14 protein-coding genes and 4 tRNA genes are annotated in these 21,722 nt (G+C 52.7%); 8 read left to right on the forward strand and 10 right to left on the reverse strand.

The window, feature by feature from the left end:
- Position 1: 1 nt before the first annotated feature.
- From Q320_RS0111705 to Q320_RS19630, 5 genes are all read left to right on the forward strand, one after another.
- A tRNA-Gly gene (locus Q320_RS0111705) sits at positions 2-77 on the forward strand.
- A gap of 45 nt (positions 78-122) precedes the next feature.
- A tRNA-Cys gene (locus Q320_RS0111710) sits at positions 123-196 on the forward strand.
- Positions 197-253: 57 nt separating this feature from the next.
- Positions 254-338, forward strand: a tRNA-Leu gene (locus Q320_RS0111715).
- Positions 339-529: 191 nt separating this feature from the next.
- Positions 530-2,437 (forward strand): B12-binding domain-containing radical SAM protein, encoded by a 1,908-nt coding sequence (locus tag Q320_RS0111720; protein WP_027469160.1) that lies wholly within the window; start codon positions 530-532, stop codon positions 2,435-2,437.
- A 363-nt stretch (positions 2,438-2,800) separates the two neighbouring features.
- Complete coding sequence (locus Q320_RS19630) at positions 2,801-5,347, forward strand: family 20 glycosylhydrolase (RefSeq protein WP_035853511.1); 2,547 nt, start codon at positions 2,801-2,803, stop codon at positions 5,345-5,347.
- 99 nt (positions 5,348-5,446) lie between these two features.
- Here the strand turns inward: Q320_RS19630 and Q320_RS0111730 are convergent, their stop codons facing one another.
- Complete coding sequence (locus tag Q320_RS0111730) at positions 5,447-5,944, reverse strand: hypothetical protein (RefSeq protein WP_027469161.1); 498 nt, start codon at positions 5,942-5,944, stop codon at positions 5,447-5,449.
- 357 nt (positions 5,945-6,301) lie between these two features.
- Here Q320_RS0111730 and Q320_RS0111740 point away from each other — a divergent pair.
- From Q320_RS0111740 to Q320_RS19635, 3 genes are all read left to right on the forward strand, one after another.
- Positions 6,302-6,388: transfer RNA gene (locus Q320_RS0111740), tRNA-Leu, on the forward strand.
- 209 nt (positions 6,389-6,597) lie between these two features.
- Positions 6,598-7,596, forward strand: coding sequence for a tyrosine-type recombinase/integrase (locus tag Q320_RS0111745; protein WP_027469163.1), 999 nt, complete (start codon positions 6,598-6,600; stop codon positions 7,594-7,596).
- 259 nt (positions 7,597-7,855) lie between these two features.
- The gene (locus tag Q320_RS19635; RefSeq protein WP_035853513.1) at positions 7,856-8,161 is read left to right on the forward strand and encodes an Arc family DNA-binding protein; all 306 of its coding nucleotides are present in this window, start codon (positions 7,856-7,858) and stop codon (positions 8,159-8,161) included.
- Positions 8,162-8,448: 287 nt separating this feature from the next.
- Here the strand turns inward: Q320_RS19635 and Q320_RS0111760 are convergent, their stop codons facing one another.
- The 9 genes from Q320_RS0111760 to Q320_RS0111800 all read right to left on the reverse strand — a co-directional run bounded on the left by Q320_RS0111760 (position 8,449) and on the right by Q320_RS0111800 (position 21,720).
- Positions 8,449-8,961, reverse strand: a complete 513-nt coding sequence (locus Q320_RS0111760) for a hypothetical protein (protein WP_027469164.1) — start codon at positions 8,959-8,961, stop codon at positions 8,449-8,451.
- A gap of 92 nt (positions 8,962-9,053) precedes the next feature.
- The gene (locus Q320_RS0111765) at positions 9,054-9,596 is read right to left on the reverse strand and encodes a glycoside hydrolase family 19 protein (RefSeq protein WP_027469165.1); all 543 of its coding nucleotides are present in this window, start codon (positions 9,594-9,596) and stop codon (positions 9,054-9,056) included.
- Entirely contained in the window at positions 9,596-9,880 is a 285-nt protein-coding gene (locus Q320_RS0111770) for a phage holin family protein (protein WP_027469166.1), read from the reverse strand. Before Q320_RS0111770 ends, Q320_RS0111765 begins: the two co-directional genes overlap by 1 nt.
- Before the next feature lie 84 nt (positions 9,881-9,964).
- Complete coding sequence (locus Q320_RS0111775) at positions 9,965-10,498, reverse strand: DUF4376 domain-containing protein (protein WP_027469167.1); 534 nt, start codon at positions 10,496-10,498, stop codon at positions 9,965-9,967.
- 2 nt (positions 10,499-10,500) lie between these two features.
- The gene (locus tag Q320_RS0111780) at positions 10,501-16,671 is read right to left on the reverse strand and encodes a phage tail protein (protein WP_027469168.1); all 6,171 of its coding nucleotides are present in this window, start codon (positions 16,669-16,671) and stop codon (positions 10,501-10,503) included.
- A gap of 2 nt (positions 16,672-16,673) precedes the next feature.
- Positions 16,674-17,096, reverse strand: coding sequence for a DUF6950 family protein (locus Q320_RS0111785; RefSeq protein ID WP_027469169.1), 423 nt, complete (start codon positions 17,094-17,096; stop codon positions 16,674-16,676).
- Complete coding sequence (locus Q320_RS0111790; RefSeq protein WP_027469170.1) at positions 17,096-17,653, reverse strand: hypothetical protein; 558 nt, start codon at positions 17,651-17,653, stop codon at positions 17,096-17,098. The genes Q320_RS0111785 and Q320_RS0111790 overlap by 1 nt, the downstream gene beginning before the upstream one ends.
- Positions 17,653-18,249 carry a hypothetical protein gene (locus Q320_RS0111795; protein WP_027469171.1) on the reverse strand — a complete coding sequence of 199 codons (597 nt, stop codon included), beginning with the start codon at positions 18,247-18,249 and terminating at the stop codon, positions 17,653-17,655. Before Q320_RS0111795 ends, Q320_RS0111790 begins: the two co-directional genes overlap by 1 nt.
- A 9-nt stretch (positions 18,250-18,258) precedes the next feature.
- Positions 18,259-21,720 carry a tape measure protein gene (locus Q320_RS0111800; protein ID WP_027469172.1) on the reverse strand — a complete coding sequence of 1,154 codons (3,462 nt, stop codon included), beginning with the start codon at positions 21,718-21,720 and terminating at the stop codon, positions 18,259-18,261.
- Between the last annotated feature and the right edge of the window lie 2 nt (positions 21,721-21,722).

Genomic DNA, 21,722 nt, shown 5'->3' on the forward strand with positions numbered 1-21,722 from the left:
TGCGGGATTAGCTCAGTTGGTAGAGCGATACCTTGCCAAGGTATAGGTCGAGAGTTCGAGTCTCTTATCCCGCTCCAAATATTGAATCATGAAGCCATTTTTCATGAATCAGCAAGGCCCCTGGCGGGGTAGCAAAATGGTTATGCCGCGGCCTGCAAAGCCGTTTACGCCGGTTCGATTCCGACCCCCGCCTCCATATCAAAAGTTCGCAAGTTCGGACTTTTAAAAAAATGCTGCAGCAGCAATGCCCAGCGCTCGGATGGTGAAATTGGTAGACACAAGGGACTTAAAATCCCTCGCCGCAAGGTGTGCGGGTTCAAGTCCCGCTCCGAGCACCAAACCCAAGTTCAGCTTAACACTGAACCTACAAACCCCAGTCAAGCAATTGCTTCTGGGGTTTTTTGTTTGTATTGCATTTTAAAATCAAACTCTTAGGGTATTGATCTGTAGGCATTACATGATGGTTGCCACAATGAAATACCCATCAGCAACATTGAAAAACACGCGCTTGCATCACAAGGACAGAACCATGAGCACGATACAAACAGCCCGCGTTTTGTCCATCATCCCGCCGATGACGCAGCTCAACACACCCTACCCATCAACGGCCTACTTGACTGGCTTTTTACGCTCGCAAAATATTGAGGCGCAGCAAGCGGATCTGGCGCTGGCTTTGATGCTGAAACTGTTTTCCAAAGACGGCTTGCTCGACGTTCGCAAAAAAGTCGACAAAATCCCGCCGAAAAAACGCACGCCGCAAGTGGCGCTGTTTGATGCGACGTTTGATCGCTACTTGACGACGATCACGCCGACGATTGCCTTCTTGCAAGGCCGCGATTCAACCATCGGCCATCGCATTTGCAGCCGCAATTTTCTGCCCGAGGGCGAGCGCTTTGCGCCGCTGGATGCATATGTCGATGACGATGGTGGCGATCCACTGGCATGGGCGTTTGGCGCGCTCGGCATGCAAGACCGCGCGCGGCATTTGGGCACGCTGTATTTGAACGACATCGCCGATGTATTGCGCGATGCGGTCGATTCGCGCTTTGAATTTGTGCGCTACGCCGAATCCTTGGCAATGTCGCAACCGACGTTTGATCCACTCGCCCGCGCACTCGCTGCACCGACGACCTTGGTCGATGATTATCTGGCCGAACTCACGCTCGCCTCGGTCACACAGCACCAGCCTAATATCGTGTTGCTGTCTGTGCCTTTCCCCGGCGCGGTATATGCCGCTTTCCGAATTGCACAAACGATCAGAAAGCAATACCCCGATATGGTCATCGCGCTCGGTGGCGGTTTTGCCAATACCGAACTGCGCGAGCTCAAAGAGCCGCGTGTATTTGATTTCTTTGATTACGTGATGCTCGATGCAGGTGAACGCCCGCTGCTTGCGCTGCTCGACCACCTCAAAGGCAAGCGCTCGCAACAACGTTTGGTGCGCACTTTCATACGTGTCGACGGCGCGGTGAAGTACATTAATTTCGTCGAACCTGAAGTGCCGTTTGGCGAAGTCGGCACGCCGACGTGGGATGGCTTGCCGCTGGATCGCTACTTATCCTTGCTCGATATGCTGAACCCAATGCACCGACTCTGGTCGGATGGGCGCTGGAACAAGCTCACCGTCGCGCACGGCTGTTATTGGAAAAAATGTAGTTTCTGCGATATTACGCTCGATTATATTTCGCGCTATGAAACCACCACCGCCGAAGTCTTGGTCGACCGTATCGAAGCGATTATTGCCGAGACGGGGCAAACGGGTTTTCACTTTGTCGACGAAGCCGCGCCGCCAAAAGCACTGAAAGCGCTAGCCGAAGAACTCATTCGCCGCAATATCTCGATTTCTTGGTGGGGCAATATCCGCTTTGAAAAAACCTTCAGCCCTGATTTATGCCGATTACTCGCCGAGAGCGGCTGCATCGCGATTTCGGGCGGACTGGAAGTCGCTTCCGATCGCTTACTCACACTCATGAAAAAAGGCGTTTCGGTCGAGCAAGTCGCCAAAGTGACGCAAAGCTTTACCGAAGCCGGCGTACTGGTTCACGCCTATTTGATGTACGGCTTCCCGACGCAAACGGTGCAAGACACCGTCGATGCGCTCGAATATGTGCGGCAATTGTTTGATAACGGCTGCATTCAATCGGGCTTTTTCCACCGTTTTGCCTGCACCGTGCATTCGCCCGTTGGGCAAAACCCTGAGGAATTCGGCGTAACGCTCGAAAAACTGCCCGAAATCGGCTTTGCGACCAACGACGTTGGCTTTATTGACCCGACCGGCGTCGATCACGACGAACTCGGCCAAGCGCTGAATAAAGCGCTGTACAACTATATGCACGGCATTGGTCTGGACGACGATGTGCGCGTGTGGTTTAGCGGTAAAGTGCCGCGAACTACGATTGCGAAGCACAAACTGGCGAAGGCTTTACAGCAATATTGATTGACCATAAAGCGGCGCCATCGACAACAAGGCCGAGCGCCGCTCTTGCACCACACCCAACCCAAGACCCACAGCAAAATCTCACCTCAAAATCCCTACTCTACAAAAAATCCAAAAAAGGATGAAATCTCTCTTAAGCAGGATTTTTTCCTTTTCATTCCAAGCAATACTCAATGTGAATATCAGGCAAATCCAAGTGAGTCGCCACGACAATACCCATTTGGAATATTAATATGTGCTGATTTTGCCGACAGCAACAACTTTCATTGGCGAAGCCGCAGCAAGGCTTCTAAACTTGATTTCGATTGGGTGCTCCAGCACCCCAACGTTCGATGTTACCGACCAGCAAGAGGGAGAATAAGAATGACTCAGCCATCAGGCAGCCACCTACAACTGAAATGGTCTTGCACGACCAATGCGCATAACGGCGATAATTTTTTGGCCGAATTGAGCTTAACGAATTTATCGGATCAGCCACTCCCTGCTCAAGGTTGGGCACTGTATTTCAATACCTGCCGCAAAATCAAACCTGAAACCGTCGGCGGCAATGTCGATGTCACTCATGTGAATGGCGACTTTTGGCGATTAGCACCGAAAGCCAATTTTGGCGTCGTTGCGCCGGGCGAAACCCGCACTTTTGCTTATGAAGGCTTGTTCTGGGTGATTGCAGAAACCGACGCACCATTGGGTTTTTACATCGTTTACAACGACGGCCAAGCCGATGCGCATTTTGAAACGATTGGCGATCCTGAAATCGCACCGTTTATCAGCGAAGCACAGCGCAATCGCAATGCCAACGATCAAGTGCCACTGAGCAGCCCAGCACTCACTTTCGAGCACAATAAAGACCTGACCTTATTGCCTGCCGAGCAAGTTGGCAAAATCACGCCAACGCCGATTTCTAGCGAGTGGTTGAACGGTCAATTTGTCATCAACAAAGACACGCTCATCGTTCACTCCAGCGATTTGGCCGCCGAAGCTGCCTTTTTGCGTGCCGCTGTGCATGATTTAAGCCACGTGTATTTGCAACGCGCTGCGACTCGCCCTGCTGGCCGCCAAGCGATTATTTTGCAAATTGGCCAAGTCGCAGTCAGCGACACACTCGCACCGAACGAAGCCTACTCACTCAATATCAGCGTCAATGAAATCGTCATTACTGGCGCCAGCGCGCACGGCGTATTTAATGCGCTGCAAAGCTTGCGCCAATTGATGCCTGTTGCCGCCTTCCTGAACCCACAAAGCACCTTGGCCGTGCCTTGCGGCAAAGTGATCGACGCGCCGCGCTTTGCGTATCGCGGTATGCATTTGGATGTGGGCCGCAACTTTAGCAGCAAAGAAAGCGTGCTACGTCTACTAGACTGCATGGCGCTCTACAAACTCAATCAATTTCATTTCCACGTGACTGATGATGAAGGCTGGCGTTTAGAAATCCCTAGCCTGCCAGAATTGACTGAAATCGGTAGCAAACGCGGCTTTACGCAAACTGAAACCGACAATCTGGTACCGTGCTTTGGCTCGGGCGGCGACGTCAGCAATCCCGCTGGAACGGGTTTTTACAGCAAAGCTGACTTTATCGAAATCCTGAAATTCGCCACTGCGCGTCATATCGAAGTCGTGCCAGAAATCGACGTACCGGGCCATGCTCGCGCCGCGATCAAAGCGATGAATGTTCGCTACACGCGTTTGATGGCACAAGGTCGCGAGGCTGAAGCCAAGCAATATTTGCTCTGCGATTTTGATGATGCCTCACTCTACGAATCTGTTCAGTTGTGGCACGACAATGTGATCTGCATTGGCCAAGAGTCTTGCTACAACTTTATTGAAACCGTGCTGCACGACGTTAAAGCGATGTTCGATGAAGCCGGCGCACCGTTCACCACGATGCACACCGGTGGCGATGAAGTGCCGCACGGGGCATGGGAAAAATCACCCGTCTGCCAAGCCTTTATGCAAGCACAAGGCATGACGACGATTCTTGAATTGCAAAACTACTTCCTCGCCCGCTACCGCGACTTATTGAAAAAATACGGCTTGGTGTTTGGCGGCTGGGAAGAAATCGCACTGGTCAAAAAAGAAGTCAACGGCGCGCACACGCACGGCCCGAACCCAGAATTCGTCAACGCCAACTTCCGCCCTTATGTGTGGAATAACGTCTGGGGCTGGGGTCAAGAAGACTTCGCTTATCAACTGGCCAACGCTGGCTACAAAACCGTGTTGTCAAATGTAACGAATCTGTACTTTGATTTAGCCTACGCCAAAGATCCAGCCGAGCCAGGCTACTACTGGGGCGGCTTTATCGAAACGCGCGGCGCGTATGAATTCTGCCCGCTCGATATCTTCACGACAGCGACGGTTAACTTGATGGGTCATCCACTCGATCAAGACAATATCGCCAGTAAAGTGCGTTTAACTGCGGAGGGCACCAAAAACATTATCGGTATCCAAGGCCAATTGTGGGCAGAAAATATCCGCGACCAAGGCCGCCTCGAATACCTCGCGATGCCACGGATTATTGCACTGGCCGAACGTGCTTGGGCCGTTGATCCAAAATGGACGTTTATCGCCGATGTAGCCACTCGCCAAGCGAAAATGGACAGCGATTGGAATGAGTTTGCCAACCGCCTCGGCCAACGCGAATTAGCACGCTTGGATGGCTTCTTGGATGGCTACGGCTACCGCATCCCACTACCAGGCGCGAAAGTCGAAGGCGGCAAGTTGCTCGCCAACGTTTCAGCACCGGGCTTGGCGATTCGTTACACCGTCGACGGCAGCGAACCAACGGCCAATTCAGCGCTCTACACTGGCGCGCTGGATTACCAAGCGATACGCCAACACGCCAATTTTGGCGGCGTGAAATTGGCGACGTTTAGCAGCAGCAATCGCAAGAGCGTGACCATCACCGTGAACTAAAACGAATCAACAGCAAAAAGCCCCGCATACTCTGCGGGGCTTTTTTATATTTGGGTATATTGCTGTAGGTCTTACTAAATAAGATCTACATCTAAATACTTATGCAGAAAAATACAATTCAATCTCAACGTTCTCTGCCGAATACTGGATTTGCGCCAGCAATACCGCATCGACAAAATTCGCAAAACGACGCAATACAATCGAATTGGCCAAAGCGGGTCCCATTTCTGAGCGGAACTCAGTCACGTACTGCAAAGCGCCCACATGATCGCTTTCCAATTCATCTTCGTGATCGCTGATAATTCCTTTTACTTTTTTGCGAATATCCTTCACTTCCTTAAATAAATCGCTCGAAATTTCGCACAATTCAGCAAACTGAATCGCCACATCAATTTTGCTACCAGGAACAAAAAAGCGTGACAGCGTTTTCGATGATTTCAGCAGCAATTCCAGCTCCAGATCATCAACAGTTAAATCCATTGGAAAATACTCACCCACCGCTTTCAGCGCCTGGCGAATACCATCACTGGATTTCAAAGCCTCTGGCAAACGATTACTGGCGCGTGCGCCCACTTTATAACGAACAGTATTACTCATCTAAATCCCCTATCTTGAAATTGCATTCCCGTGCAGAAATTGTATGGCAAAGCGTAGAAACCGCAGGCAGTACAGGATGAGTACGACTTGGGACACTACGCTGCAAGAAAACTTTTGCTTGTCTGTGCCGCAAGTGTATCCCAACAGTGTGACGCCGCTTTTAATAAGCATCAAGCAAGAACGACAATCCAACACACTACCCGACGCAGCCCGAACTCCGCAACGCAAAAACGCCGTAAAAATGAAAAAAATTTGCCACAAAGGCTAGACAAGGCCGAGCAGTCTAGTTAGAATGCGCTTCCTCACTGATTTGTGAGCTGAACTTTTAACCAAGAACAGCTCATTTCAGTATGTAGTGCGCGATTGGTGGAATTGGTAGACACGCAGCGTTGAGGTCGCTGTGCCTTTACGGGCGTGCGAGTTCGAGTCTCGTGTTGCGCACCACAAGTATTTTGCAGGAAACAGAGAATAGCCCCTAAAGCCACGTATTTACTAGGTTTTAGGGGCTTTTTTTATTTCTGCTACACCACAACAAACCCCACAAAATACATAAAACCCACACCGCACTGTCCCCGTTTTGTCTCTTTCAGTGTCACTACTCTGTCACTGCTTGCTATACTTCGAAAAAATCCCATCCTCATGGAGCGCGAACTATGGCAACGATAACAAAACGTGAATCTGGCAAGTGGCAAGCCAAAATCCGCATCAACGGCAATACCAGATCCGCCACATTTCGCACCAAGGGCGAAGCTACCAGCTGGGCCAGCTCACTTGAAACCGAAATTTCCGCAGTGCGATCGGGCAGCACACCCAATCGAACAGTCGGCGAAATGCTAGAAAAATACATTATAGAAGAATTGCCGAAGAAGCGCGGCGAACGCCAAGACACGCTACGTATGCGCCGAATCCAGCGCGACGAACTACTAGCAGACGTTTCACTGCGAGTCATCGCCCCATCCGATATCGCCGAATGGCGCGATCGACGCCTTGCGAAAGTCTCATCGGCCAGCGTATTGCGCGAGCTATCCACTTTAAGCCACGCATTTACGATCGCGATGAAGGAATGGGGATGGATCAGGCTCAATCCATGCCATGCGATCAACAAACCTGACTCATCACCGCCACGCACCCGTAGATACGCACAGGACGAGATTGACCGGCTATTACTAGCCTGTGGCTACGACCACAACGAAAAACCGATCACAATGCAATCCCGTGTCGGCTCAGCTCTATTATTTGCATTTGAAACAGGCATGCGCGCGGGCGAAATCGTCGGCATCAAACCAGAACACATCGATCTTACCCGCCGCATCGTACACTTACCGAAAACCAAAAACGGCCACCCCCGTGATGTGCCGTTATCAAAAGAAGCAATCCGCCTATTGCAGCAACTTGATGGCATTGCCCCACCTAAAGCGGCTGTTTTCTCAATCTCATCCGGATCACTGGATGCGCTCTTTCGCAAAGCTCGCGACCGAGCAATGATTGAAGGCGTGCGTTTTCACGACAGTCGCGCCGAAGGATTAACCCGCCTAGCAAAAAAACTATCCCCGATGGAATTAGCAAAAGTCAGCGGCCACCGTGATTTACGCATCTTACTCAACACCTATTACCGAGAAGACCCCGCCTCACTCGTCGATAAATTAGGTTAAAAATAAGCCCGCATCTGCGGGCTTTCATTTTTATAGATCATCAAACCCCTGAGACTGACAGGGTGCAATTCGCAAAAAAACCAACACCCCTCCGACTAAAACCCCCTCATTTTCATGGACATATGTGTTTTTGATTACTTGTGATTCACGCTCTAAAATGGCAACATCCATGAGTCATTCTTTCCTTTGGCTTTCGAATGGCACGAGTAAAGGCGGTTGCAGCCGCTTTTACTCACCCCTATAAACATAAAACTTCTTAATGTTAGCTTGCGAAGTGACAAAGTGTCACTATACTGAAAAGTTTATCCGCGCCAAAATCGGCAGGATGAATGACCTATACCGATCCCAATTTCGCCTGCCTTGGGCGCTTTACGAAGCACTACAAACGCAAGCCACAGAAAACGGCATCAGCCTCAACGCTGAGCTTGTCCAGCGCCTGCAAGCAAGCCTGTCGCCACAACCTAATATTGATGACATCAGACAAGAGCTAAGCCGCCAGAGCCAGCAAATTGATCTATTAAGGGAATCAATCAACAGACTCCTGATAAGCATCGAGAAATCCTAACAAACCAAACAATTCAAACGGGCATCGATAAACAACAGCTTCATTCGACGCCACCCAAAAAAACATCACATTACAAAAAAGTGACAACACCTTAAGCCCAGATTTACGGAGGATCAAGCATTTCCAACCTAGGGTAATCACCTACAAGTACCCAAAGGCAAAAAAATTGATTGATCCAACCCACTGCTAAATACCCTTACAGCAACAAAAATCCTAAAACTTAACCCCACACCCAAGCAAGCTTATAAAAATTGAACCGGCGAAAAAAGGCTCCAAAAAAGCCGAACTCACTCAGAGTTTTGACTCACCCACCACGCCTGCCAGCCGATCACTTCATTGCGCCACTGTTGGCAGGTTTCGTAATTGCGGGCGATGACGCCGAGGGCGTCAGCTTTTCCAACTGGCTCGGGTGATTCATCAGGTGCGCTGGCGGCGGTGCCAGGGCTTGCAGCAATGTCGTGGATCCGCACCCACTCAGAATCCAGCCGCTGATCACACACACCACCAGCCGTTGATACAGCCGCATTTTCAGATTGCGCATACTTCACCACCTCTTTCGTTACTGTTTTGTAAATCACCCGCGTACGCTCGATGGCACTGGCATTAGCTACCGCAGCCACCATCGCCGAGGCTTGCTTTTGCTCAGTTTTGACCGCAGCCTTTTTCACAACCTTTAGCTCTACCGCATCCTTGCTATTGCTGGCGCTCACCCACCCAACACGCAGCCCAAGCGCAAAAACAGCGAGCAATGCCAGCACGCAAGCCAACAAGCGATATTCTTCAGGAATTAACTTGAACATACGTTCGATACCTTTTTAAGCAGCGCAGTGCACGCCAAATGAATCACGGTTTTGCATCCTGATTCACTCGATTTACCCCCAACGCCTGTGGATTATTTTCCGATGAGCACCGCTTTAGCGCGTGCCCAAATAGCTTGGCGATCGGTAAGGCCATTGGTGCCGCCGTTGATACGCCGCGTGAGCCCAACAAAATCACCTTTGTCGGCGTAACGATTCAGATCATTGCTCGCCCAAAACCACCCTGCCGAACGTGCCGCCAGTTCGGGCGTTTCGAGTTTGGATGGGTTAGCCAATAGATCGACCCCGAGCGCTTTGCTGCAAGCGGCGTAATTGCTGCGACCTGTGATCTGGATTAGTCCGCGCCCTTTGTAGAGCCGACCATCACCATCGGCAGCGGGCGTATTGCCCAGCGCCTTGGCTTTGCTGCCCGTATCATAAGCAGCGCCACTGGCCAGCTCTTTAACGTACAAAAGCTGCCCTGATTCATGCCCAACTTGCGCCAGAAACGCAGCCGCTCGAGCAGGCGTATCAATCGCAAACTCAATCAGCGCGGCATTGAGGTGCGGCAGAAATAGCGCCGCGCGCCGCCCTGCCCCTGGGTACATAGCGCGAAGCTGATGTTCAGTGATTTGCATCAGCCACCCCCGTTAATTTTATTGACCTGCTTTTTCAGCCACAACTCAAGGAACTGCGCGCCAACAATCCCCAAACCCGAACCAATCGCCATCAATGCCAGCGGTTGAATATTGGGGACTTGAATCAGCGCAGCGCCTGCGACAGCTGTTGTGGCGCTACCCAAAATTGCCCGACCCAAACACAGCCGGACGGTTAGTTTTTCGCTCGAAACTAGCAATTTACCCACTCCAATAAATGCGCCAAGACACAGCAGCCAGATAAAATTCTTTTCGTATTCCTGCATTTACGTTTCCTTTGGGCGTAAAAAAACCGGACTCAATCCGGCGTAACAAACAACATGAATCATTCACAGCACCTAATCAGCGCATTAAGCACCCCCATCCATTTCAAAGTAAATCAAATCACTATCGGCCATCATGGATAGCCGATGCAGCTCTGTCGCTTCCCACGCATAAGCATTACCCACATGTGTAGCAACAGCAGCGCCGATGGATTTGAGTTCGTCTTGCGTGACTGTTCGAAAAACCCCGTCATCAAACTTCCAGCCCGCCGTCCAGACGCCCAGTGTGACCCCGGATGTGATTGCGGCATTCAGCTTGGACTGGGCTTCGCGCTCGGTGTTGACCGGATGGCCATTCCAAATCGTGCCACCGACTTCCTTTTGCCAGCGGCGATCCGCAATTTCGGTAGCAATTGCAGCGCGTGATTTGGGTTGCGGTACGAACTCCCCGTCTTGATAGATGCAGCCAACATGATCGAACCCATCAATCCCAAAAATTGCAGTATTGCCGCGTGCGGCTTCCCCTGCGATCACCACAGCAGGATCACCGATGGGGAAATGCCCCGCATTGACCACGACGCCCGCCGCATTGACGACGATGTATTGTTTGCTTAACTTCATAGCTACCTCGAAAAGACCATCACGCAAACGGATTGCACGGACGGCGAATTGCCACTCCACGACGGGGCAAAGTTGTACGACCCAGGGTTTTCAATCGCGTACTCGACAAACGAAACCGCCTGCCCTTGAATGGTTCCTTTTGAGAACTTAATCACAAGCGACTCGGCATAGCTCACGCCATACCACACTGAGTTCACGCCGGAATATCCCCTAGATATGCCGCGTGCAACGATGTGATCTGCTGTGATCGTGCCTGCGGTAATCGCGCCAGCGGCAATTGAAGTCGCTTGAACATTCCCGCGAATAATCAATTGACCGCTCGCTTGATCCCACTGCAAGTAAGCGCCCGTGCTTGAGTTCCCGAGTAGCATTCCTTCGGGACCTAAGTAATAGCCGCCAGCCGCCCACGCATAACCCGAATACGCGCCACCCATAATCGCGCCAGCAACAATCCTGCCCCCAGTCAGTAACAATGTACCGTTAGCAGCGTTGTATTCCAGTGACTTACCGGCATAGTAGTTGCCCAGCAAAAAACCACTTGGACCAAGGTACATATTCTGCGCGCCACTGACAGGCCAACTCCAACCAGCACGCGCACCACCCAAAATCGCCCCAGCAGTCATGTGCAAGTTGCCAGAAACGTACAGCTCTCCGGTGCTTGTCGTGATCGCCGCTAAATTGGCGACCGCGATGTGCTGCGCTTGAACTGCCCCCGCGTAGATGTGCTGCGCTTTAACCGCGAGCGCAGCCAGTTTTTCAGCGGTGATCGCCGCTGCTTCGAGGTGCTGCGTCTTCACTGCGCCATCAACGATCAGCTCAGCAGACGACATCTTGGTGATTGAGACAGCGCCTATGCGCACATACCCAGCCGTCAATTTGTTGCGGATGCGGATCTGAATCGCGCCGTACGTCACATTTTCAGGCATTGTATAAACGCCAGTCAGCACGTTCATGCCATTGACGATCTGGCTGGCGCCCTCGGGATCAATCGCTACACCATTAAAGCCCAGCCAAATTAGCCCAGGAATATGAAGCACCGGATTGACCGCCCCAACGACCCCCACACCTTCTGCAATCAGCTTGATTCTGTACTTGGCGCCGGCCTCAACTGGCATCAGCGAACTAGAGCAGTCCGTGCCAATGCCAGGGCGAAGAATAGCGCGGCGTACCGAGCCCAGTGCGCCAGGGGTCACTACCGTTTCAATCTCTTGGTTCGCAGGAAAGCCCCACCAAGCCAAGTCTTGAAACGTCGTGTTCGGGATCAAATTGCTGGAATTGCTGATCAATACTTGATCGGCACTCAGCAAAAATGCCGATGTAGCGCCATCATTGAACGCCTTCATGCCTGCAATCTTGCCTGCCGCATTGAGCGTCACCTGCCACGTCGACGCCAACTTGCCCGTTGCGGCATTGCCGACCGACAGCGCACTGCTTGCCGTCGAACTCACCCCATCGACCACCGCAGCCAAGCTCGTCACGCTGCTGGCTTCGGCCTTGTTTTGCGTCGCGTCGACAATCGCTTGATTGACGGTGGTGATGCTGGCGGTCAGCTCTGCTTTGCTCGCCGCATTGTTAAGCGCGGCGACATCGGTTTGGCCGGTGCGCCACTCGGTGGGTTGAGTCGCGCCTGCGGGAACGATTTCAAGCTGCGGGCGGGTGAAGAAATGCCAGCTATCGGCTTGGCCGCTGGTAGTGATGTGTTTACCAATCCTCACCATGGCTAAAACGGCCGTAGGAGGAGCAAGCAACAAACACTTCATCCGCTTATAGCCCGTTAGCGCTTTACCCCCGCCAGCTTCTTCGGCGTTCAGATCTTCGGCGTAGCCGACCGCCACGCCCTGCGCATCAAAAAATGCCAGCGTGATCCAGCCTCGGGCGCGATGAGCACCAGAATAGACGGAAAAAACGTAGGTTTTACCCGCCTCAACCGCCACAGATTGCTCGGTGTAATGGTAGTCACCAGCACCTACACCGATTTGCCGAATTGATAGCGTATTGGCGGTGAGTGCGGGCGTGACCGTCCATTCCGGTTGAGCGTTGATCGCGACACTGATGTTCGGCAAATTGCCTGCAAAGCCCCAAGCATTGGGCATACCGCTGCTGACGGCTAAAAAGTCCGCATTCAGCAATAGATTGCCCGAAGTGCCTGCCGCACCTTTTGCAGCGAGCGTGTTGACGCTTTGCGTACTGGCCTTGCCACTCATATCAATCGCGATGACATCCAACTGCTGATTCATCGCTTCGACACTGCGGCCGCCCGCGTTATCTAGCCGTGCCTTTAGCCCAGCCACGCTTTCTACAGTTGCTCGACCATCCGCCGTGGCTTGCGCTGCGGTCGCCGCCGTCGCTGCGGCGGTGATGGCGTTTTTGACATCGCCGCCCACATTAAGCCGCGCCGAAATGGCGTTAGTTTGGATCACTTGCGCCGCATCCGCCGCCACTCGAGCCTGTGCTTCAGCGTCAATCGCCGCCGCCGAGTTGTTGCCCGACACCAAAATAATATTGTCGATACGCGTCGACATCGCCACGTCGGCATCTGCTAGTGCGGTGAGGCTGTTGTTAACTGTGGCCTGATTCTGCGCCACAGCCGCCGACAAGTTCGTGACCGTGCTGGCTTCGGCTTTGTTTTGCGTCGCGTCGACAATCGCTTGATTGACGGTGGTGATGCTGGCGGTCAGCTCTGCTTTGCTCGCGGCATTGTTAAGCGCGGCGACATCGGTTTGGCCGGTGCGCCACTCTGTCGGCTGAGTCGCGCCAGCGGGAACGATTTCAAGCTGCGGACGGGTGAAGAAATGCCAGCTATCGGCTTGGCCAGCGGCGGTGACGTGTTTACCAATCCTCACAATGGCTGAAACTGCCGTGGGCGGAGCAAGCAACAAACACTTCATCCGCTTATAGCCCGTTAGCGCTTTACCCCCGCCTGCTTCTTCGGCGTTCAGATCTTCGGCGTAGCCGACTTGGGAACCTGCGGCATCAACAAATGAGAGTGTTTGCCAACCTCGACTACGGTGCGCCCCAGAGTAAACTGAAAGTGCGTAGGTTTTACCCGCCTCAACCGCCACCGTTTGCTGTGCGTAATGGAAGTCGCCTGCACCTGCGCCGATTTGCCGAATTGATAGCGTATTGGCCGTGAGTGCTGGTGCGACAGTCCAATCAGAGTCGACATTCACCCCGACGCTGATATTCGGCAAATTGCCCGCGAAGCTCCAAGCATTCGGCGCACCATTGCTGACGGCTAAAAAGTCAGCATTCAGCAATAGATTGCCCGAAGTGCCTGCCGCAACTTTGGCCGCAAGCGTGTTGACGCTTTGCGTGCTGGCTTTGTCGTTTTCTACGGCCACGATGCGCGAGTTGTAACCCAACGCCGTCGCCACATCATTCGCGACCGAATCTTCGAGCTGTGAGCGCGCCACTTTGCCGACCAAACTAGCCACCGCTACCGAATCGGTGTACTTCGTGCCGTCCCAGCGATAGATCGCTTTATCCGCGATAACAAAAATCACATCAGCAACTTTTGTTATTGGCTTCGTCGCGACCACCTTGGGCGCGGCAATGTCCGCCGCAAGCCACTCGCTTTTAATTTCAGCGGTGTACTTCGTGCCGTCCCAGCGATACATTGCCCCAGCAAAAACCACGAAGTCAGACGACTTCACTGCGGGCAAGGCTCCCACCACTTTAGGCAGTGACGTACCCTCTAGCGCAGCAAATGCAGTGTTCGCGTTGTCGACCGAATCTTGAATCTCTGCCGCTAATGCGCCTTTTTTAATCGATCCTAATTCGAGTAAGGCCGCATCTAAATTGGTGATGGTGACCACGTAGCTACTGCTGTAATTCAAACCAACATCGCCGAATACGTCATAGGCGGCAGCGCGTAAGTAATAGGTATTGCCGACCGTCACTGGCACTTTATTGACGGCATTGACTAACACCGGATCATCCAGCCGCCCCTTATACGCCAGCGTTTCAGCACTTGGGGTAAAGGTAGGGGTCGGGCTCAGGTGGATCATCACCCCATCCACATCGGTCTCGGCAGGCGGGAGGCAACGGAATGCAATCGCTAAAAAGTTAGACCAGACCTCAAGGCCATTCAATGCCGCAGGCACGGCATTGGTTTCGGTTTTTTCTGCCCAATTGACTGAAATCAGCCCCAACCCAGAGACGGCTTTGATGCGAATCGTCACGGTGCGGTTGATGCTGTCTGCGGTGTTCATCGCGAGCGTGTAAACATAACTCTCAGCAGCAATCACATCACTACGCCGCGTAATGCCGCCGGTTGAAATCTCAATGGCGTATTTGACGGCATCGGCGCTTTTTGCCCAGGTAAAAATAAACTCACCCAAGGGGCCAAACTCACACACCAGCCCCGTCACATCCGGCAAAGATCCGCTAGGGGCAACGCCGCTGGCTTCGACCGTGATTGCATTACCAACGCGACCCAGTGCCGAAACCCCCGCCACAGATACAAAATACGGCGCGTTGGGAATTACGGGCAGCAGCGCCGATAAGTCGCGGGTGGACATACTTTGCCACGTGGCTTCAGATTGCTTGCGCCAGCGCACCAAATAATCAACGACTAGCCCTGGCACAGCAGGCCAAACCGCTTTCAAGCGGCATTGCACTTCGCCTGCCCATGAATATTGATTATCTGTCGTTACCACCAAGCTCGCGGGTGCGGCCAAAATCGCAAATGGATCGGGCAGATTGGTTGCAGGGGGTGGTGGCAATGCCGACAATGGCGCATCGGTATAGAGCCCCGCATCGTATTCATGCGCAGTAATTTCAACGTCACCCGATGGCAAAGGCTTCACCGTTAAGACGCGAAATTGTTTATTCACCCAGCCTGTCGTCTCATACGAAACACTGATGACATCGGTCGGCAATAGTCTTTGCGCTTGGGAGAGCGCAGTAAAGCTCAAGCTCAGCGCATTGCGTGACGCACGTAGATCTCGCACCGCCAAATAGCGCGCACGGCGCTCATCGTAAGCCAGTGAGTAATCACGCTGCGATTCCAGCAAAGTGCCACCGTCTTCTGCGCGCCAAGTGGCATTAGGCAGTGTGACGGTCGATTCTTCAAAATTGCGCGCGGGATCGATGAAGCGACCGACGAGCTGATTGAGTTTGTCGCGCCGATCTGCGGCCTTGATTTGCACTTTGCCGACGAGAATATCGCTATCGAGCGACATCACCGGCACATCGGCTTTATCGAGTACGAGCGAATACACATCATCGATGTACAGCAGCGAGCCGCGCATGTGTTCCATCAGCTCTTGCACATTGTCCAAGCACGCTTTTGACGTATCAATCATGCCGCTAATCGCATAGCGTGGCACAGGGGCAGCGTGCCCCATATCAATCAACTGGTCACAATAATTGGCCTCGGCAATGATCGCGCTATCGTTCACGCCGCCGACCGTCAAGCCACGACCATAACGCGGGCTGAGCAAGTAATCACGCAGTGCCAATGCTGGATTTTTTGATGCGGTCGTTGTGCCGTTGCGTGGGTCGTAAACCAGCTTGCCGGTCATATCGACCGTGATGATTGGCACTGCGCGCCACACATCAGGATTCCACTCTAAGCGCACGTAGCTATAGGCCACACCGGATAATTTATGCGCGGCAGTCCACTTTGCGGGCAAGGCCGCAATCAAGCTAGCGCAGGCGGCTTGATCGTCGGCACCATCAAAATACTCCCACACGACTAAATCCTGCGCGGTTTCCTGCTCGATGTAGCGATCAACTTCAACGGGGTAAGGTGGCCCGTTCACCGGCGTACGGATTTCAATCACCGTGCCCGATTTCACCTGCGCTTTGGTTTTTTTCTTAAACTTAGGATCGGTATAAGCGGTGCCATCTAAATACAACATCGTTGCCGCGCCACACTGGCCTTCGGCATGGGCAATCACGATGTGCAAAAACTTTTTATCTGCGGAAACTTCCTGCAAGCAATAAAAACCGCCCATGCGTACTGCGCCATAAACCACTGGCAAATTGCCGACGTTGGAAGTGGTATTGAATTTCAGATTCATTGCCGCGCGCGCGGCTTCGGCCTGATCGCGGGCGACCGCATCGGCTTTTTTCTTGGCGCGCTTGGCCGTGTGCCGACCAAAGATTGTGGTGGCGAATAGCCCTGCGAGCTGAGGGCCGCCGATACCGATGGCTGCAAGAATAGGCATAATTAACTCTCAAATCGGTTTAAACGAACGGCGCGAACAAACGGCACATCGCTCAAAGAATACAAAACCACGCCTGTTTCAGGATGGGCTGTCAGCAGCCTTGAGCCCACCAGAAGCGCTGCACCGATACCGAATGGCGGCTGACCTGTAAAGCCGATGTCACCGACTTGCATTTGTGTGACTGGTACTTCAACAAAGCCAATCGTGCCCAGGTATTCAATCAAGCCATCCAAACCGTCGTCGCCCAAAAAACGACGCATCGCGGCTGCGGATTTGAAGTGCTGCTGATGATCGGCGTACAGCGTGTTGCCCGTGGCCGCGTCCAAACCGCGAAACGCCAAAGCCATGCAGACGGTATTCGGGCGCTCATAGGGCTGACCGAGCACACTGGCCGCAAAATCACAGAGTTGTTGTGTAAATTCCATTACGTGCCACCCCATTGCAGTTCTTTATTCAGCTGCGATACAAATTCAAAACCCATATCACCAGGGAAGTGAACCTGCTGCGCTTCGTGATTCGTTAGCCGGCCGCGCACGCGCTCGAAATCGACAAAGTGATTCGATGCACGCACTTGGATCGTGCATTTGCCTGTATCGGGATCGTCTTCCGTCAGTGGCCCATCGCAGCGACCATCAAACAAAGTGAATGGCGTTTGCATCGTGCCAGCAGCATCAAAGTACGCCCGCCAGAGCGTCAGGCGACGCCCGAGAAAGCTGTATTGCAGCGTGGCGGAAATCAAAGCCTGATCGACACCGGATAGCGTGACGGTCAGCGTGTTGATGTTCATTCCGTCGCCATCACCATCATGCTGAAAGTCGAGAAAATGCCCCGAGGCCATATAGGTATTGATGCCGAGCGTCACATTGGTGATGTCGTCGGTTAAGCGCACCGTATTGCCATCGAGCGCGATATCTAATAAATGCACGTAGCGCTGCTGAGCGGCGCTCATTTCGTTGAGTGTGCCTGCGGGTAAATTTCGCATTAAGGTGTCTCGATGAGTTTCACAGAAATATCGTGAAAGAATGGCGCGGCAATCGGCATATTCTGGGCATTTTCAGCCAGCGCGCAGCGCACCAAAACGCCTTTCAGTGTCGCCACTGTTGATGCGGGCACCACCGCGATCAAGTCAAATGCCAGCGTCAAGGTTGCTATTCCAGAGGCATTGCTCACCGCATCTGCGGCTAAAACATAAGTTTTATTGTGATTGGCAAAGCGGATCAAATCACCGGCATTGAGCACGGTCTTATTGATCGGCAAACCACCCAGCAGCACCGTTTGCTGCCGAGCGGCCGCCGTTGCATTCACACTGGCAGTACTGGGCGCATTTGGATTTGAACTATCACCCCACAGTGCGGGTAAAAAATCAAACCTGCCAAAAGTACCATTCTGTGCCTGAATGAATCCCCACAAAGGCGCGGCCTGAGCCCGCGTTAGCTTTAACCAACTCACATCAAAGGTGAGTAAAGTAGTGCCAGCCTTGCGGGTTTGACTTTTGCCGGATTGAGTCTTGCTGTCATAGTTACTACTTTGACTGCCTGGCGAGATTGCGCTGGGCGCTAATACCGGAAATTGCGGCATGTTCGCCCCTTAAAATTGTGGTGTTTGGCGGCTGCGTAGCATGGCGCTACGCATTGCACTAGTGACCATCGTGTCGAAGTTTTTTGCCATTTCAGCCATGCCAGCTTCGATTCGAGCAACAGCCTCGGCATCCGCACCTCGAGCGTCAATCGTCGGTGAAAAATGCAGGGTAACTTCGCCGCTCGAAGCGCTATTGCCGCCACCATTTTTTGCCATTGCGCGGATGGGATTAGCCAAATGCGCAGGCAAGACCATTTCTTCTTGATGCAATTGAGTAATGGGGTTGACGCCACTTGGCACATCAAAGCCCTTTGCAGCAGCAAAAGAAGGCTTAAATACTGAAGAAGTGCCGCCAAATGCGCTTACGTTTGATGAACCGACGCCCAAGAAACCACCAATCGTGCCCAATAGCCCACCTACATTACCCAGCAAGCCACCACCACTGGATGTGCCGCCCAGCAGATCTGACATCGGTTTAATAATGGATTGGCGAATTTGATAGCGAATCAAATCGCTCACCATTGAATCAATCATGCCCTTGAAATTGGTTTTGCCGCCGGTTGTGAAATTCACCATCGCGTCTTCCATATTTTGGAATACACCGGTGTACATACCTTTGAGATCATCAGCCTCTTTCTTGCGCTGCTCAGCGAAGTCTTTGGCTGCTTTGTCGGCAGCTTCTAGCCCTTCAACACCTTTGCGTGCATCGATTGCGGCTTTTTGCTGCACGGCTTTTTCGCGATAAAATGCGAGCTCACGCTCATTTTCATCATTGAGTCGTGCCTGAATTGATACCCCCGCCTCGCCGACCTTCTGCGCTTCGAGCTCAGCAATCCTTGCCTCGGTTTTCGCCAGCGCGACTTCTTCAATCGCGCTTTGCTCCATGCCGTAAAAGCGCAATTTGAGCTGCCAAACCTCGCTATCCTGCCCAAGCTGCGCCAACTCTTTGGCACGGTTCTCAGCGAGCTTTTCTTGATCGTCGCGATAAGCTTTGGCGGCTTGATTCACATCGAGCTGCTGGGCGATCTCTTTGGCGACTGCCATTTGCGCTTGCAGGCCAGCGCGGGTTTTATCGTCTTTGGCTAGGGCGTAGGCTTTGGCGAGGCGAATGCCTTCTTTTTCGCCTTCATTGAGTTTTTCCTGCCCCGCGCCCTCTTGCCGTGCGGTTTCTAACTTGGCTTGCAAGCTGGCAATGGCGGTATCCGTTGGCGCATGAATAGCGCCAGCAACGCCTTTGGATTTTTTCTCCTTAGGCATTTCAGACTCTAACTTGGCGATTTTGTTATTAAATGCCTTGTCCAGTTTTGCTAAATATTCAGGAGTCGCACCGCCATCTTTAGCGTCTTGCAGTAAGACACGATAATCGCCTCGCGCTTTTTCAATTGCCGCACTCAACGCCTCTTTCTTGCTCACGTTATCCGCAATAAAGGCATCAGCTACCGTATTAGTCTTTTTAAGGCCGATCACCTGCCCTGTCGTTTGATCGATAGATCCAGTAGCAACCCCTTGTGTCCGCTCGACTGGATTTGCGGTATTGAATTCCGCAAAGATTTTATCGGCGGCCTCAAGGTCTTTTTTGCCTTTAAATAACTGCGCTTTATAATCTTCAAGCCCGTCATTCAGAATCTTTTTGCGCATCTCAAACACACGCTGACTTGGCGCATCTTGTGGCTTTAAATTGCGCAAATCGTTTTCTATGCCATTGATCTTGCCCTGAATCTTGTCATTTGAATCGGCGATGACATTGCGCGCATCAGCGGCTTTTGCGCGATTGCCGCCCGCCAAAGCTTCTTTAATATCCCTGGCCGCCTCACGGCTTGCCGCCGCCGCGTTTCCCGCCTTAGAGGCAACTAAATCCCAGTTTTGCCACAGCACGACCAAAGCACCAACGGCAATCCCAATGGGGCCACCAATTAATGCCAAAGCACGCCCTGCTACCGTAGTCGCCCCTGCCATCGCAGTGGCCGCACCTGCCGCAGCACCTTGTGCTGCACTCAAACCTGCCGTCGCGGTCGCCGCCGTGCCGGTAGCCGCAGTCTTGGCGACCAAAGCAGCATCTAAGCGAGCTTGTGCAGCAGTAAGCGCATTGGTCGTTAATGTTGCATCAGCTTGGGCGGTGGCTAAGGCCGCTTCTGCGCGCGCCAAACCTGTTGTCGCAGCAGCTAATTCCAACGACAGCCCCGCCAGCGCTGCCGTACGCTGCGCGCGACCAATTTCATTGATTTGCGCTCGTAAGCGCACTTGTTCGAGCTGAATTTCACCTTGAATCGTGCGAACCGTAGACGCGTAGCGCTCTGCATCAGCAGCCAAGACCACCACGGTGGTTTGCTGCTCGCCCAGCGCAACGGCGCGTTGTGACGCAACTTGCAGCTCAGCGGCCTGCACTGCCGCTCCAGCACGATTCATATCTTGCACGGCCAGCGCTGCCATACGTTCAGCGCGAACCACTGCACCTGCGGTTAATTCAGCCTCGGCGGCTAATGCTGCACGCTTGGCTTGAATGTCGATGACAGTTGCGCCAGTACTTGCCGCTAGCGCCCCAACGTATTTCACCCCAACAATACCGGCGGCCACCACAGCAGCTTGCGCCATAACGCCAAGGTGATTAGAAACAAACACAATGCCTTGCGCCAATGCCGCAGACGCACCTTGCGCCTCATTGAGGTGATGTAATTGCATTGCGGCGTTATCGGACAGCATTTGCGTGGCACGCAGCACCGTTGGCCCCATCTGCGCAAACTGAGCATCGACGGTTGATAAGCCTTTCAACATGGCTGGAAACACAATATCGGCAGTGAGCTTGCCGTTATCGGCCATGTTTTTGAGTTCGCCGCGCGCGCGACCCAAGCCCGCTGCCAATGCATCCAGTAGAAACGGGGCTTGCTCGTTGATCGAATTGAATTCTTCGCCGCGCAACACGCCAGACTGCATGGCTTGCGAAAACTGAACCAGCGCGGCCTTACTACCCTCGGTTGACGCACCGGCAACGACCAGCCCTTTGCTGACTTTTTGGGTAAAATCAATCACCCGAGATTGTGCAACGCCCAAATCCTTGGTGGCACGTGCCATTTGCACATATAAATCGGCATTGGCTTGATACGACGTTTGTGAGGATTGCGATTGAGCAAATAAGATTTGCTGCACCGCGACTAAATTTGCACTCCCATTGGTGACTAATTTCAGACGGCTATCAAGATTGGTCAGTGCGTCATTGGTCGCAATAATGCCGCCAAGACCATTGGTAAATAAACTGGCAGCAAAGAAACCGACCATTTGCGATTTAATATCAGCGAGCTGATTTGAAATCGACTCTAGGCCCTTGCGGGTTTTACTAAAGCCTAACTGCGTATCAGCGCCCGCTTTTTGCGCAGAATGCCCTATACTTTCAAGCGCACGGCTGGCTTTGCCTGCCTCCGCAACTAATACACGGCCATCACCCGTAATGCGGATCTGAACTTCGTTATTCGCCATAA

Origin of the sequence: Deefgea rivuli DSM 18356, from assembly GCF_000620145.1 — a bacterium.
Classification (GTDB): domain Bacteria; phylum Pseudomonadota; class Gammaproteobacteria; order Burkholderiales; family Chitinibacteraceae; genus Deefgea; species Deefgea rivuli.

Bases quoted from the DNA above. Each gene is read 5' to 3' on its own strand.
- Q320_RS0111720 (WP_027469160.1), top strand. From the start codon at position 530: ATGAGCACGATACAAACAGCCCGCGTTTTGTCCATCATCCCGCCGATG.
- Q320_RS19630 (WP_035853511.1), top strand. From the start codon at position 2,801: ATGACTCAGCCATCAGGCAGCCACCTACAACTGAAATGGTCTTGCACG.
- Q320_RS0111730 (WP_027469161.1), bottom strand. From the start codon at position 5,944: ATGAGTAATACTGTTCGTTATAAAGTGGGCGCACGCGCCAGTAATCGT.
- Q320_RS0111745 (WP_027469163.1), top strand. From the start codon at position 6,598: ATGGCAACGATAACAAAACGTGAATCTGGCAAGTGGCAAGCCAAAATC.
- Q320_RS19635 (WP_035853513.1), top strand. From the start codon at position 7,856: ATGTTAGCTTGCGAAGTGACAAAGTGTCACTATACTGAAAAGTTTATC.
- Q320_RS0111760 (WP_027469164.1), bottom strand. From the start codon at position 8,961: ATGTTCAAGTTAATTCCTGAAGAATATCGCTTGTTGGCTTGCGTGCTG.
- Q320_RS0111765 (WP_027469165.1), bottom strand. From the start codon at position 9,596: ATGCAAATCACTGAACATCAGCTTCGCGCTATGTACCCAGGGGCAGGG.
- Q320_RS0111770 (WP_027469166.1), bottom strand. From the start codon at position 9,880: ATGCAGGAATACGAAAAGAATTTTATCTGGCTGCTGTGTCTTGGCGCA.
- Q320_RS0111775 (WP_027469167.1), bottom strand. From the start codon at position 10,498: ATGAAGTTAAGCAAACAATACATCGTCGTCAATGCGGCGGGCGTCGTG.
- Q320_RS0111780 (WP_027469168.1), bottom strand. From the start codon at position 16,671: ATGCCTATTCTTGCAGCCATCGGTATCGGCGGCCCTCAGCTCGCAGGG.
- Q320_RS0111785 (WP_027469169.1), bottom strand. From the start codon at position 17,096: ATGGAATTTACACAACAACTCTGTGATTTTGCGGCCAGTGTGCTCGGT.
- Q320_RS0111790 (WP_027469170.1), bottom strand. From the start codon at position 17,653: ATGCGAAATTTACCCGCAGGCACACTCAACGAAATGAGCGCCGCTCAG.
- Q320_RS0111795 (WP_027469171.1), bottom strand. From the start codon at position 18,249: ATGCCGCAATTTCCGGTATTAGCGCCCAGCGCAATCTCGCCAGGCAGT.
- Q320_RS0111800 (WP_027469172.1), bottom strand. From the start codon at position 21,720: ATGGCGAATAACGAAGTTCAGATCCGCATTACGGGTGATGGCCGTGTA.